Raw genomic sequence first — 13,180 nt, 5'->3', positions numbered from 1 at the left:
AGTCCGGCGGGAAAGGCAGGCGGTGCTCAGGCGTCGAGGTCGGGGATCAGCTTGCTCTCGAGCCGGGCGATGTGATCCTTCAGCAGCAGCTTGCGTTTCTTAAGCCGGGTCAGCTGCAGCTCGTCACGGCCGATCGCGGAGGCCAACTGCTCGATGGCTGCATCGAGATCGCGATGTTCCATCTTCAGCTCGGCGAGCAGATGGACGATTTCGGCGTGATCCTGAACCTGCATGGCGGCGGCAACGGCTAGGGAGAACCGCCCTAGTCTAGCGCCGTTTGGCGTCTCCGGAAGTCGATCGGCCAGCCGGCTACAATGGAGGTTCCTTTATCCGATTGGCCGTCATGTCTGCCCACCCCGACCGTTTCCGTACGCCAGCCGCCGAGGCCGACAGACTGGTCGCGCGCCTGCGTCGCCAGGTCGGGCAGGCGATTGGCGACTTCGGCATGATCGAGGATGGCGACAAGGTGATGGTGTGCCTGTCCGGGGGCAAGGATTCCTACACCTTGCTGGAGATGCTGCTGCTGTTGCGGGCGAAGGCGCCGGTGCGCTTCGAGCTGATCGCGGTGAACCTGGATCAGAAGCAGCCGGACTTCCCCGAGCAGGTGCTGCCGGATTACCTCACGGCGCGCGGCGTGCCGTTCCACATTATCGAGCAGGACACCTACAGCACGGTGATGCGGGTGATTCCGGCCGGAAAGACCATGTGCAGCTTGTGTTCGCGGTTGCGTCGCGGCGCACTGTACTCATGGGCCGCCGCGAATGGCATCACGAAGATTGCCCTGGGCCATCATCGCGACGATATCCTCGCCACGTTCTTCCTCAACATGTTCTACCAGGCGCAGCTGAAGGCGATGCCGCCGAAGCTGCGTTCGGACGATGGCCGTCATGTGGTGATCCGGCCGCTGGCGTATTGCCGCGAAAGCGACATCGCCGAATATGCGGCGCAGCAGCGGTTTCCGATCATTCCGTGCAACCTGTGCGGTTCGCAGGACAACCTGCAGCGCAAGGCGGTGCAGCGCATGCTGGCCGAGTGGGAACAGCTGCAGCCCGGTCGCAGCGAGAACATTTTCCGCGCGCTTGGTCATGTGTCACCCTCGCAACTGGCCGACCGCACACTGTTCGATTTCAGCCTGGGCGCGCCGGCGGAAACATCTGCATGGGCGGTCGACGCAGCAGATGAGACCGCGGCCGTGCAAGATTGAACATCTCGCCTACCTTTTCACACCACCTGTCGAGTAATCACCGTGTCCTTCTTTGCATCCGTTGAAATGGCTCCGGGCGATCCGATTCTGGGCCTGACCGAGACCTATCTGGCCGATCCGCGTCCGGGCAAGATCAATCTGGGTGTGGGCATCTACATCGACGAGCAGGGCCGCATCCCGCTGCTGCCGACGGTGCACGAAGTGGAGCAGGCGCTGGTTGCGGCGGGCAAACCGCGTGGCTACCTGCCGATCGACGGCCTGCCGGCTTACAACCAGCTCACCCAGCAGTTGCTGTTCGGTGCCGAATCGCCGCTGCTGGCGGCTGGCCGGGTGGCCACCGCGCAGACCATCGGCGGCAGCGCGGCATTGCGCGTGGCGGCCGATCTGCTGAAGCAGGTGGCCGGTGCCGGCGCGAAGATCGCGATCAGCAACCCGAGCTGGGGCAACCATCACGTGGTGTTCCGCACCGCCGGCTTCGAGTTGCTTGAGTACCGCTATTACGATCCGGCCAGCCATGGCCTGGATTTCGCCGGCATGCTGGAGGATCTGGGCAAGCTGGGGCCGGGCAGCGTGGTGCTGCTGCATGCGTGCTGCCACAACCCGACTGGCGTCGATCTGGATGCGGCGCAGTGGCAGCAAGTGATTGCGCTGCTGCAGGAACGCCGGCTGCTGCCGTTCATCGACATGGCCTATCAGGGCTTTGACAAAGGTATCGAACAGGACGCCACTGCGGTGCGCCTGCTGGAGGCGTCTGGGATCGAGGCGTTCGTGGTGGCCAACTCGTATTCCAAGTCGTTCTCGCTCTACGGCGAGCGCGTCGGCGCACTGTCGATGGTCGGCGCCGATCGCGACGAGGCGGCCCGGCTGTTGTCGAAGATCAAGCAGACCATTCGTGCCAACTATTCCAGCCCGTCCACGCATGGCGCCAGCCTGGTCGCCGGCGTGCTCGGCAGTGCCGAGCTGCGTGCACGCTGGGAGCAGGAACTGGGCGAGATGCGCACGCGCATTCATGCGATGCGTGCCGGTTTCGTCGACAAGCTCGCCGCGCTGGGTGCACCGGATTTCGGCTTCATCAACAAACAGGCCGGCATGTTCTCCTATTCGGGCCTGAGCAAGGCGCAGGTGCACCGGCTGCGCGACGAGTACGCGATCTACGCGCTCGACAGCGGTCGCATCTGCGTGGCGGCGTTGAATCGTGCCAACCTCGATACGGTGGCCGCGGCAGTCGCTGCCGTTAGCCGCTGACACCCCCTCATGACCGTCATCCCGGCGAAAGCCGGGATCCAGTGTCTTTGCCCATCGCGAGGCATTGGATGACCAGCTTCGCTGTTATAAAGCACCTCCAGCTTTCGCCGGAATGACGGCGAAACCACCTGCCTTCGGGCCGCACCTCATCCGGATCTTGAATGTTCTTTCGCAATCTCACGCTGTTCCGTTTTTCTCCCGCCGTTGCCATCGATCTGAAGCGCCTCGATGACGCGCTGGCCGAACATCGACTGCGCCCCTGCGGGCCGCTGGAAATGTTCACCAAGGGCTTCGTGCCACCGGTCGGCCGCGGCGAAGGCGAACCGCTCACGCATACCGTCAAGCATTGCACCCTGCTCACCGTTGGCGGTGAGGACAAGCTGTTGCCGGCTGCGGTGATCAACGAGGAACTGCATCGCAAGGTGCAGAAGATCGCCGAGGAAGAAGGCCGCAAGGTCGGCGGCCGTGAGCGCAAGCGGATCAAGGAGGATCTGCTGAATGAGCTGTTGCCGCGCGCCTTCGTGCGCAACTCGCGGATGTCCGCCTATGTCGATACGAAAAACGGCTGGCTGGTGCTGGATACCTCCAGCCGCAAGTCGGCCGAGAACGCCCTGACCCAGGTCCGCGAGGCGCTGGGCAGCTTCCCGGCGGTGCCGCTGGCGCCGGAGGAAGGTCCGCGTGTGCTGATGACCGACTGGCTGGCCACGGGCAACCTGCCGGCGGGGCTGGCCCTGGGCGACGAATGCGAGCTCCGCGACCCGGCCACTGCCACCGGCGCGATCGCCCGCTGCCGTCGGCAGGATCTGGACGCCGAAGAGGTAAAGGAGCACCTGCGCAACGGCAAGCAGGTATTTCTACTCGGTCTCACGTTCGATGAGCGGATCAGTTTCGTGCTGGGCGAGGATCTGATCATCCGCAAGCTGAAATTCCTCGACGTGGTGATGGACGAGCTGGGCGACAGCCAGCAGGACGCCCAGGCCGAGCTGGACGCCAGTTTCGCCCTGCTGACGCTGGAACTGGAACGGCTGCTGGGCAAGCTGGAGGAGTGGTTCGGGTTGCCACGGCCGGCCGACAGCTGAACGAAAAAACCATTCCCGTTTGACCTGTCGGGGAGCCATACTGGTCGTCCGCCCGCTTGCGGGCGGCGCGGAATCCCCCACTGATATCCGAACAGGCCTTGGTACGAACGGGCAGGCTCATGGCGCAGCATCTGGAAGGCGATTGGCTGGAACTGGCGACCGTAGGCGGCAGCATCATCCGGGTGCTGAAGGCCGCTCATCCGCGTGCGCGCCGGTTGCGCCTCACGGTCACCCCGAAGGGTGCGCGGGTGACCTATCCGTATGGCACACATCCGGCCCAGGTCAGCGCGTTCCTGCGCAGTCATGCCGAATGGCTGGAACAGAAGCTCGACGAACTGCATCTGATCGTGAAGCCGCTTCCGCCACTGCGTCTGGGTTATCCCTGCAGCTTTCCGCTGCGTGGCGAGATGGCGGAGCTGGACTGGGCCGAAGGTGCCTATCCGAAGATTGAACCCCATGCGGCCGGGCTGACCCTGGTGATTCCGCGCCCGCATACCCGAGCATTGCCGATCGCCCGCGGCCTGCTCGCCTCGCACCTGGAAGCGCTGATCCGTCGCGATGTTTCGCGCTGGCTGGCTGGCTATGTGCCGCAGCTGGGGCTGGCACCGACGGCGTTGAAGATTCGCCCGATGAAGAGTCTATGGGGCAGCCTGGATACGCGCGACCGCATCAATCTCGATCTCGCGCTGGCGCTGGCGCCACCAGCCGCGTTGCGCTACGTGCTGGTGCACGAGCTCTGTCATCTCAAGGTGCGCAATCATTCGCCGCGGTTCTGGGCGCAGGTGGGCAACCTGTTTCCGGACTGGCGCGAGCAACGCGACTGGCTGCGCCAGCATGGTGCGGTGCTCAAGGGAGAACTCGATCGGTTGATCGACGACGTCGCCGATTGAAGCTAAGGTTTTGCCTGCTGGCAGCTGTATCAGGACCGGGAAAGCGACTGAACCGGCACCTCATGCGACAGGGGCATCAAGGGCGATCATGGATATCTCGTTCACGACATTGGCGGTGGCAGCGTGGCTGTTCTTCCTGGCCTACTGGCTGTGGAGTGCGCGTCGGCTGAAGCCGTCCACGCGCGCGGAACCGGCGCTGCCGCGGTTCTTCAAATACTGGTTGCCGATCATCCTGGCGATCCTGCTGATGTGGCCATCAACCTGGCTTGACGGCACACCGCTCGGCGATCGTTTCCTGCCTGATACCTATGCCGTGGCGCTGACGGGTCTGCTGCTGATCGTGGCCGGCGTGCTGTTTGCCTGCTGGGCGCGCTACATCCTCGGCAGCAACTGGAGCAGTGAGGTGCAGCTGAAGCAGGATCACGAACTGATCGAGCGTGGGCCCTACCGCTGGGTGCGCCATCCGATCTACACCGGCATCCTGCTCGCGTTGCTGGGCACGGTCGTGCTGCTCGGCGAATGGCGCGCCGTGCTGGGCTTCGTCATCATGTTCGTGTCGTTCTGGCGCAAGCTGCGGCTGGAGGAAACTTGGCTGGGCGAACACTTCGGCCCGGTCTATGCCGACTACATGCGACGGGTAAAGGCGCTGATACCCGGCATCCTCTGAGGGATCGCCTCAGCCTTGCCGGGGCTGCCGCACGTAGCGGGTACCCAGCAACACATCCCACAGCGGCGTGGTAACGCCGAAGTTGCTGTCCGGGTGATAGTGATGGACATGGTGGGATGCGGCCCAGCGGCGCAGCAATGGTTGCTGGAAGCGTACGTGGTGGATGGTGAAGTGACTCAGGCCGTAGGCGATGTAACCAAAGGTCATCGCACCGGCCATCAGCAGCGCGACGCCGAGCGGCATGACCAGCACCAGCAGACCGGTCAGGCACAGCAGTACCGCCGACGGCAGGAAGAACGGCAGCGAGTCGTAGCCCAGCGGCTGCGCGTGGTGCATGCGATGACCCTGCTCGAACAGCGGGATCCGGGTGTGGAACATCCAGCGGTGGAAGAAGTACTCGATGAAGCTGAAAGCGAGCAGGCCGAGTGCGAGCGCCAGCAGCGAAGTCAGCGAGCCGCTGCGGTGCAGCCAGCCCTCCACCAGCAGTACCAGGCACAGGGTGACGTCCAAGGCTACTTCGGCCCAGTAGTTCGCACGCGTGGAGGACATCCGTACGATGGCGTCCACGCCTGTGCGTAGCAGGTTTCGTTTCATCGGTCGCTGCATGATTCCGTTTTCTTGCATGAAAGCGCGCCACCCTTGGAGGCCATGCCCTCATTCTCCCATGTTGTCATAGGCAATTCACAATGATGTGCTCCGCCAAGCTGACTCCCATATGACCGTATGGTCTGACGGTCGGGTCCAGATCAATGGGAAAGCGCGAATCCGCTCAGGATCTGCGCGGTTTGCTCGGGCTTTTCCAACATGGGCATGTGGTTGCAGCCGATGAGGATGCTGGTGCTGATCGAGCTGGCGTGGGTCAGGCCACTGCGCAGGCTGTCCAGCGCCGAGATATCGACGATCTTGTCGTCATGGCACCACAGGCCAAGCACCGGCATCTCGAGCTGGCCCAGCCGGTTCTGCAGCGCGAGGTATTGCGACGGGTCGCGCAGCTCGTTGAAATTGCTTTCGATGAAGGCACGATCCTGCTGGTTGCGCTTGACCAGCACATCGACGATGCGGCCCGGCAGGTCGAGTGGTTTCTCGAAGGCCAACGCGGTGGAGCGTGCAAAGCCGGCGCGGTCGTCAAACAGGAATGGGTTCTTTCCGGCCATGGCCTCGTGGGTAAACGCGTTTTCCTGGTACTTCAGGCCGTAGGCATCGACCAGCGCCAGCTCCCGCGCATGTTCCGGGTTCTGGATCGCATAGACGCCGGCCACGGCACCACCCAGCGAATGGCCGACCAGTACGAAGCTCTGCAGCTGGAGGGCCTGCACGAATGTCTGCAGCCGCGCGGCCTGGGCATCGACGTTGTAGCTGGCACCTGCATTGCGCGAGGACTCACCCCAGCCGGGCAGGTCGGGAATGATCAGGTGGAAGTGCGGTGTGAGCAGTTTGGCGACCGGTAGCCAGACCTCCTTGTTCGCGGCAAAACCGTGCAGCAGCACGATGGTCGGGCCGTCACCGCCTTCGTAGTAGACCCAGCGGGTATCGCCGGCCTGCACCGAATGCTTCTCGAGCTGCGCGGCCATCGCTTGGCGCATGTTGTTCGCGCGCAGCAACAGCTGCGGCGCGAACAGGTAACTGCCGCCCAGCACGATGACAAGGATTGCGGCGATCCAGACCAGGAATTTGAGCCGGCGCAGCAGCATGCGCTTCCAGAGTGGTGTGGCAGTGACGTTTGTTGATGGCGGCATGATGGTTTCTTGATGGGTCTGATTGGCAATACTCCCTCCCCTGCATGCAGGGAGAGGAGCTGTGATTACTGCGCTTTCTTCGCCTTGGCGATGAGATCGCCCACCACCTGCTGAGTCAACGGGTGGTAGCCGGCCTTGGCCTTGGCGTAGACCTGTTCGGCATAGGCCAGGCCTCCCGGTGTCCCGACCAGGGCTTTGTACAGCGGCACGGTCAGATACAGCCGGCCGATGCGGATCATGTGCTCGGCGGCTGCCGGCCACACGGCTTTGTCGCCAGCGGCGATCGCATGGCTGTACCAGCGCATGCCGATCTCGGCGTTCGGGGTGCCGGTGAGGTGCCAGGCGGCGTCGATCTGCTGGATCCTGGCCAGCGGAGTGACATCCGGCAGGCGGTCGAGGAAGTACATCCATTCCTGCGTGTTCCAGTCTTTGGCGCCGAGCTTGTCGGCCGCCATCTGGCCGGCGAGGAAGGCGCTGCGCTCCTGGTCGATGGTGTCGAAATGCGGTGAATCAGGCAATGGCGCATCCTTCGGGATGCCGCTGCCGTAGACCCAGTCCTGCACCTCGGCCCAGCTCATCTTGCCGGGATACTTCTCGATCAGGTTCGGCTTCATGTAATCGAGCATCTGCTCGGTGGTGATGCTCTGGAACGCGAAGTGGTCGAAGTAGCCCTTGAGGTAGCTGTCGAAGGTGGCGCGGCCGAAACGCTGTTCCAGCGTGCGCAGGAACCATGAGCCCTTGTCGTAGGCAACATCGGACAACGAATCGTCGGCATCGATGCCGCGCGGGTCCGGGGCGAGCTTCTGCGAGTTCGTCGGCATCGAGCCGATCTCCTTCTGCAGCGCGCGTGCCGACAGCAGCGCTTCTTCGTCGGCCAGTCCCTTGCCGTACAGCGCCTCGGTGATGCGGCCCTGCACGTAGGTGGTGACGCCCTCGTTGAGCCAGATGTCGCGCCACGATGCAGCGGTGACCAGGTTGCCCGACCACGAATGCGCCAGTTCGTGCGCGACCAGCGAGACCAGGCTCTTGTCGCCGACCAGCACGGTCGGCGTGGCAAATGTCATGTCCGGGTTTTCCATGCCACCGTACGGGAACGACGGCGGCAGCACCAGGATGTCGTAGCGTCCCCAGCGATATGGGCCATACAGCTTCTCGGCCGTGGCGATCATCTGCTCGGTGTCCTCGAACTCGTGCGCCGCCTTGCCGACCACCGAGGGCTCGGCATACACGGCCGAGCGCGGGCCGGTTTCCTTCACCGCGATGTCGCCGGCGCCGATCGCCAGCAGGTAGGACGGGATCGGATGCGGCTGATCAAACGAGTAGTCGCCATTCAACGGATGCTCGGCATCGTTGAGCGCGCTCATCACTACACGGATGTCCTTCGGCGCACTGACGTGGGCGTCGTAGGTGAAGCGGATCGCGGGCGAGTCCTGCAGCGGCACCCACGAGCGCGCGTGGATCGATTCGGACTGCGAAAACATGAAGGGAAGTTTCTTGTCCGCTGTCTGCGCCGGCGTGAGCCACTGCAGGCCGGAGGCGTCGGGCGACGTGGTGTAGATGATGCGCACCTGCGCGGGATGCTGCGGTGTGGCGATGGTCAGCTTGCTGCCGAGCTGCTTGTCGCGCGGTGCCAGCGCATATTTCAGCGGCGTGGTCTTGCCGTCGGCGCCGAGCGCCTCGATTTTCGCGATCTTAAGGTCACGTGTATCCAGCACCAGCGATGGTGCCTGCGGATTCTTCCAGTCCAGCTTCAGCGTGGCTTGGCCATCCAGCTGCTTGTGCGGGAAGTCCAGCTTCAGGTCGAGATCGAGATGGGTGACGACTACCTGATCGGGCTGCGCGTAGGAATGCGGTTCGGCAGCGTAGGTTGCCAGTGGCAGCACCAGCGCGCCGAGGGCGAGAGCGGAAAGCGGGCGCATGCAGCGGCTCCTTGGGATTGCGGAAACCGGGAGTATGCCATCGCCACCCCATCGGGCGCCCGTGACAAAGACGCGCAGCGGGGCAGTCCCTGCATCGCGTATGCATCATCCAGCGTCAGCCGCATTTGGCTTGGCAGCCATACCGCGAGTCAGCAATAGCGATCAGCCAATCGGTTTGTGGCCTGCACCAACTGATCGACAATGGCCGGTTCCGACGCGGCGTGCCCGGCCAGCACGATGTGGAAGTCCGCTTCCGGCCACACAGCATGGAGATCGCACGCACTTTTCGCGGGGCAGATGATGTCGTAGCGGCCATGCACGATGGTGGCGGGAATGTGGCGGATCTTTGCCACGTCGCGCAGCAGCTGATCGGGTTCGAACCAGCCGAGGTGACGGAAGTAGTGTGCCTCGATGCGCGCCAGACTCAGTGCGACGTCAGGTGTGGCGAAGCTGGCTTCGGTGCCGGGGCTTTCCTCCAGCGTGATGCTGCCGCCCTCCCAGGCGCCCCATGCTTGCGCGGCGGCGAGTTGCACCACCTCGTCGGTCGAACTGAGCCGGCGCCAGTAGGCTTCCATCATCTCACCGCGTTCGCCGGGAGGAATCGCGGCGGCGTAGCGCTGCCACTTCTCCGGCAGGATCCATGACGCGCCGCCTTCCTCGTAGAACCAGCGGATCTCTTCGGGCCGGCACAGGAAGATACCGCGCAGCACCAGACCGAGCACGCGCTCGGAATGCATCTGCGCGTAGGCCAGCGCCAGGGTGGAACCCCACGAACCGCCGAATACCACCCAGCGCTCGATGACAAGCTGTTCGCGGATCGCTTCGATGTCGGCGACCAGGTGCCAGGTGGTGTTGTCGGTGAGGTTGGCGAATGGCCTGGAGCGTCCGGCGCCACGCTGGTCGAACAGCACGATGCGATAGCGTGCCGGATCGAAGAAGCGACGGTGGTAACTCGCCAGTCCCGCGCCGGGGCCGCCGTGCAAAAACACCACCGGCAGGCCGGTGGGATTGCCGCACTCCTCCACGTACAGCGTGTGGGTCGCATCGACCGCGAGGCGATGGGTGCGATACGGCTCGATCTCGGGGTACAGCTCGCGCATGGAGAGTCCCGGATATTTCCTGCCCACGCACGCAGGGCAGGAAGCTATGAATCGAATTGCAGTGCCGCAGTGAGATCGCCGGGCGGCGGTCCGCCAGCGGCAATCATCGCATCGTCACGCATTTGCAGGCCGGGCAGCTTTTTCAGGCCGAAGCGGCGGGTGATGAAACGCAGGATCGAGCAGGTGTCATAGATCGTGTGATCGACGAAGCCCTTCTTTGCGTACGGCGACACGACCAGTGCCGGGATGCGCGAACCGGGCCCCCAGCGATCGCCCTTGGGCGGTGCTACGTGGTCCCACCAGCCACCGTTTTCGTCCACGGTGATCACCACCAGCATGTGCGGCCACTGCGGGCTTTTCTGCAACGCCTGGACGATGCGCGCGAGATGGCGGTCGCCGGCTTCCACGCTGGAATAGCCGGCATGCATATTGAGGTCGCCCTGCGGCTTGTAGAACGACACCGGTGGCAGCGTGCCGGCCTCGATCGCGGCGATGAAATGATTGCTGTCGGCACTCTCGCCGATGCCGGCATCGCGAAGGTGCTGTTGTCGTGCCGGCGTGCCGGGTGCGAAATTCTTGAAGTAGTTGAACGGCTGGTGATGGATCTGGAAATTCGGGGTTTCCGGAAACACATGATGGTCGCCGTCGCCATGTCCATCCAGCGCGAGTTGCCAGCCACCGGCATACCAGGCCCAGTCGACCCCGGCATTCGACAGCGCATCGCCGATGGTCTGATGCAGCTGCGGTGGCAGTGTGGTCGGGCTGTCCGCATCGGCCAGTTGCGGGTTGTGCGCATCGTGGCTGAAAGCTGGTGCGTACGCCGGGCCGATCGTGTTCACCGCCCAGAAGTCGGGCGTCAGCGCGTCGGGCGCGGCGAACTTGGCGCGGCCCTGCATCGCACTGGCCGGTGAGTCGTCGGCGAGTTTTGGCCGGGTGCCGGTGGGGCCGTCGCCTTCGACCTGGGCCAGCTGGAATCTGCCAGGCCGCTGATTCGCGTCCGGATAGAACGGCGGCTGCGCGGCGACCAGATACTGATGGTTGAGAAACGAACCACCAAACGCGCCCATGAAGAAGTTGTCGCACAAGGTGTACTGCTGCGCGAGCTGCCACAACTGCAGGTTGGTCGCGTTGTCGGCGTAATGGCCCATCACCATCGCGCCGGTATTGCCCCAGGCGACGAAACCATCGTTCCTGCCGCCATTGATCTGCAACTGGTTCTCGTAGAAACGGTGTACCAGGTCGCGCGTGACCACGCCTTGCGGCAGCGGAGCACCCTCTGGCGTGTGCAGGGCAAACGGCCGGTTCGGCAGGCCGCTGATCGCGTGTTCGTCGATCTGGTAGTGACGACCATCGACGATCTGTGCATGTGGCGCCAGCCCGCCCCAGATCGGCGGCAAGGTGTCGAACAGGCTGCCGTCACGGTCACGCTGGCGGTATTCGGGCGAGTCGAGATTCTTCAGCGGCTGGGCCAGTCCGGGGAAGTGCGCGAACAGGTTGTTGAAGCTGCGGTTCTCCGCATACAGCACAACAACCTGCTGGATGTGCTGGCGCAGCAGCGCGTCGAGAGTGTCCGAACTCGTATCAGTCGTCGTTAGCCGGCTGCCGCCGGTTGGACGGCAGCTGCCCAGGGTCAACGCCGCACCGGCCAGTGCGATGCCGCCGAGCAGACGTCTGCGCTCGGGATTGTGTGGCGCGTCGTCAGCCGCCATCGGCGGCTGGTCAGTGGGCTTGCGGGTCATCGGATCGGTCGGCAGGTATCAGCGTCCGATTCTAGGACTGTGGCACCGTCTCGTCATAGAAGCGCGACAGGTCCGCCTTGACCTGCTTCAGCGCATCCACGTCGAAATAGATCATGTGCCCGGACGGGTAGAAGCCGAACTCGATGTTCTTGCGGATCGCCGGGTCGAGGCCGAGATGGCCGAGGTCGAACTCGGTGGCGTAGAACGGTGTGGCGAGGTCGTAGTAACCATTGGCCGAGAACACTTTCAGGTGCGGATTGCGGCGCATCGCGTCAGCCAGGTCGGTGCCGACGTATGGAGCCTGGGTGAAGCCGTGGCCACCCTTGCGCTTCCAGTCCCAACCGGTATTGATCACGCCGTAGTTGTTTGGCAGATAGGCGTGGTCACCGGTGTATTTCAGTTCGCTCTCGGCATACTGGTTGAACGCGGCGAGATAGGCACCGGTGGCGGCGTCGCTGGCGGCATCGCCGTCGGGTGTTTCGCCGGCGGCATCCGGGTCGATGCCTTCGAAACGGCCGTCCAGACGGCCGACCGTACGGCGCTGGTCGCGCAGCAGTTCCTTGCGGAAACGGCTGGGGCCGATGCGCAGGTTCGCCTGCTTGATATAGGTCGGCGACAGGCCGATGTACTGGCTCAACTGGTTGGCGATGCGGTCGGCTTCGGCAGGGTCGAGCGCATCGCCCTTGGCCAGGGCCAGCGTGTAGTCGGTGTCGGCAAAATGGCGCACGCCGGCGAGGAAACTGGCGATGTCGGCCGGCTTGTTGGGAACCTTGTTGTGGTACCAGGCGATCGCCGCCTCGGTCGGCAGGTTGACGATGAAGGCGTGGTCGATGCCGGTGCTGGCCCATACGTTGAAGTCGAGGATCGAGGACATCAGCACGACGCCGTTGAACTCCATGCCCTGCTCCTGCAGCAGCTTCACCAGCACCGCCGAGCGGGTGGTTCCGTAGCTTTCGCCGAACAGGAATTTCGGTGAGTTCCAGCGATGGTTGTCGCCGATGTAGCGGGTGATGAATTTCGCGAACGCATCGGCATCCTGGTCCACGCCGTAGAAGTTCTTGCCTTCGGCGGCACCGACCAGTTGCGAGTAGCCGGTGCCGGGTGCGTCGATGAAGACCAGGTCGGTCTTGTCGAGCAGGCTGTCGTCATTCGGCACCATCTGGTACGGCGGTGGCGGGATCGGCTGGTCGCCGTGGTTGGCCACGCGCACCGGGCCGAACGAGCCCATGTGCAGCCACATGCTCGACGAGCCGGGACCGCCGTTGTACATGAAGGTCACCGGCCGTTTGCCTGGCTTGCCGTCGTCGACGGTGTAGGCGACATAGAACACGCTTACGGTCGGCTTGTCCTTGTCGTCCTTGATCAGCAGAGTACCGGCGGTGGCCTTGTAGCTGATCGTGCGATTGCCGATGCGCACGCTGTGCTTGCTGACCACGCTGTGCTCGGGCGGGATTGGCAGTTCCTCCTTCTTGCTGTCCTTGTCGGTCTGTGCCGTCTTGGCTGCATCCTTCGGCGTCGTGTCGTCGGCATGGACGGGACTGCCGAGGAGCAGCAGGGCGAGGGCGAGCGGGGCGAATGGGGATTTGGGCATGATTGCGATT

The 13,180-nt window shown here is 63.8% G+C and carries 12 protein-coding genes; 5 read left to right on the top strand and 7 right to left on the bottom strand.

Annotated features, from left to right (window positions below; genetic code table 11):
• Positions 1-26: 26 nt before the first annotated feature.
• Entirely contained in the window at positions 27-233 is a 207-nt protein-coding gene (locus tag B0E51_RS00950) for a DUF465 domain-containing protein (RefSeq protein ID WP_077440623.1), read from the bottom strand.
• A gap of 110 nt (positions 234-343) precedes the next feature.
• Between B0E51_RS00950 and ttcA the strand changes: the two genes are divergently transcribed.
• The 5 genes from ttcA (at position 344) to B0E51_RS00925 (ending at position 5,085) form a co-directional block, all read left to right on the top strand.
• Positions 344-1,204, top strand: a complete 861-nt coding sequence (gene ttcA, locus B0E51_RS00945) for a tRNA 2-thiocytidine(32) synthetase TtcA (protein ID WP_077442954.1) — start codon at positions 344-346, stop codon at positions 1,202-1,204.
• Between the two features lie 42 nt (positions 1,205-1,246).
• Positions 1,247-2,449, top strand: a complete 1,203-nt coding sequence (locus tag B0E51_RS00940) for an amino acid aminotransferase (RefSeq protein WP_077442953.1) — start codon at positions 1,247-1,249, stop codon at positions 2,447-2,449.
• 161 nt (positions 2,450-2,610) lie between these two features.
• Complete coding sequence (locus tag B0E51_RS00935) at positions 2,611-3,528, top strand: recombination-associated protein RdgC (RefSeq protein ID WP_077442952.1); 918 nt, start codon at positions 2,611-2,613, stop codon at positions 3,526-3,528.
• 119 nt (positions 3,529-3,647) lie between these two features.
• On the top strand, positions 3,648-4,418 hold the full coding sequence (locus B0E51_RS00930) for a YgjP-like metallopeptidase domain-containing protein (RefSeq protein ID WP_077442951.1): 771 nt from the start codon (positions 3,648-3,650) through the stop codon (positions 4,416-4,418).
• Positions 4,419-4,506: 88 nt separating this feature from the next.
• Complete coding sequence (locus B0E51_RS00925) at positions 4,507-5,085, top strand: isoprenylcysteine carboxylmethyltransferase family protein (RefSeq protein ID WP_077442950.1); 579 nt, start codon at positions 4,507-4,509, stop codon at positions 5,083-5,085.
• A gap of 9 nt (positions 5,086-5,094) precedes the next feature.
• Here B0E51_RS00925 and B0E51_RS00920 read toward each other — a convergent pair whose 3' ends face one another.
• The 6 genes from B0E51_RS00920 to B0E51_RS00895 form a co-directional block, all read right to left on the bottom strand.
• Positions 5,095-5,679, bottom strand: coding sequence for a sterol desaturase family protein (locus B0E51_RS00920; RefSeq protein WP_077443268.1), 585 nt, complete (start codon positions 5,677-5,679; stop codon positions 5,095-5,097).
• Between the two features lie 152 nt (positions 5,680-5,831).
• The gene (locus tag B0E51_RS00915) at positions 5,832-6,776 is read right to left on the bottom strand and encodes an alpha/beta hydrolase (protein WP_077442949.1); all 945 of its coding nucleotides are present in this window, start codon (positions 6,774-6,776) and stop codon (positions 5,832-5,834) included.
• Between the two features lie 110 nt (positions 6,777-6,886).
• A complete protein-coding gene (locus tag B0E51_RS00910) occupies positions 6,887-8,740 on the bottom strand; it encodes a M1 family metallopeptidase (RefSeq protein ID WP_077442948.1) in 1,854 nt (617 codons plus the stop codon).
• A 149-nt stretch (positions 8,741-8,889) separates the two neighbouring features.
• The gene (gene pip, locus B0E51_RS00905) at positions 8,890-9,840 is read right to left on the bottom strand and encodes a prolyl aminopeptidase (RefSeq protein WP_077442947.1); all 951 of its coding nucleotides are present in this window, start codon (positions 9,838-9,840) and stop codon (positions 8,890-8,892) included.
• Positions 9,841-9,884: 44 nt separating this feature from the next.
• Positions 9,885-11,579, bottom strand: a complete 1,695-nt coding sequence (acpA, locus tag B0E51_RS00900) for an acid phosphatase (RefSeq protein ID WP_077442946.1) — start codon at positions 11,577-11,579, stop codon at positions 9,885-9,887.
• A 31-nt stretch (positions 11,580-11,610) separates the two neighbouring features.
• Complete coding sequence (locus B0E51_RS00895) at positions 11,611-13,170, bottom strand: peptidase S10 (protein ID WP_077442945.1); 1,560 nt, start codon at positions 13,168-13,170, stop codon at positions 11,611-11,613.
• Positions 13,171-13,180: the final 10 nt, after the last annotated feature.

The sequence above is a fragment of the Rhodanobacter sp. C05 genome, from assembly GCF_002001165.1.
In the GTDB taxonomy this organism is placed as follows: Bacteria; Pseudomonadota; Gammaproteobacteria; order Xanthomonadales; family Rhodanobacteraceae; genus Rhodanobacter.
Note: the sequence above shows the minus strand (reverse complement) of the source record. Positions and strands in the feature narration are given on the sequence as shown.

What these genes read in the sequence shown, in the direction of transcription:
- B0E51_RS00950 (WP_077440623.1), bottom strand. Translation starts at nt 233, where the DNA reads ATGCAGGTTCAGGATCACGCCGAAATCGTCCATCTGCTCGCCGAGCTG.
- ttcA (WP_077442954.1), top strand. Translation starts at nt 344, where the DNA reads ATGTCTGCCCACCCCGACCGTTTCCGTACGCCAGCCGCCGAGGCCGAC.
- B0E51_RS00935 (WP_077442952.1), top strand. Translation starts at nt 2,611, where the DNA reads ATGTTCTTTCGCAATCTCACGCTGTTCCGTTTTTCTCCCGCCGTTGCC.
- B0E51_RS00930 (WP_077442951.1), top strand. Translation starts at nt 3,648, where the DNA reads ATGGCGCAGCATCTGGAAGGCGATTGGCTGGAACTGGCGACCGTAGGC.
- B0E51_RS00925 (WP_077442950.1), top strand. Translation starts at nt 4,507, where the DNA reads ATGGATATCTCGTTCACGACATTGGCGGTGGCAGCGTGGCTGTTCTTC.
- B0E51_RS00920 (WP_077443268.1), bottom strand. Translation starts at nt 5,679, where the DNA reads ATGAAACGAAACCTGCTACGCACAGGCGTGGACGCCATCGTACGGATG.
- B0E51_RS00915 (WP_077442949.1), bottom strand. Translation starts at nt 6,776, where the DNA reads ATGCTGCTGCGCCGGCTCAAATTCCTGGTCTGGATCGCCGCAATCCTT.
- B0E51_RS00910 (WP_077442948.1), bottom strand. Translation starts at nt 8,740, where the DNA reads ATGCGCCCGCTTTCCGCTCTCGCCCTCGGCGCGCTGGTGCTGCCACTG.
- pip (WP_077442947.1), bottom strand. Translation starts at nt 9,840, where the DNA reads ATGCGCGAGCTGTACCCCGAGATCGAGCCGTATCGCACCCATCGCCTC.
- acpA (WP_077442946.1), bottom strand. Translation starts at nt 11,579, where the DNA reads ATGACCCGCAAGCCCACTGACCAGCCGCCGATGGCGGCTGACGACGCG.
- B0E51_RS00895 (WP_077442945.1), bottom strand. Translation starts at nt 13,170, where the DNA reads ATGCCCAAATCCCCATTCGCCCCGCTCGCCCTCGCCCTGCTGCTCCTC.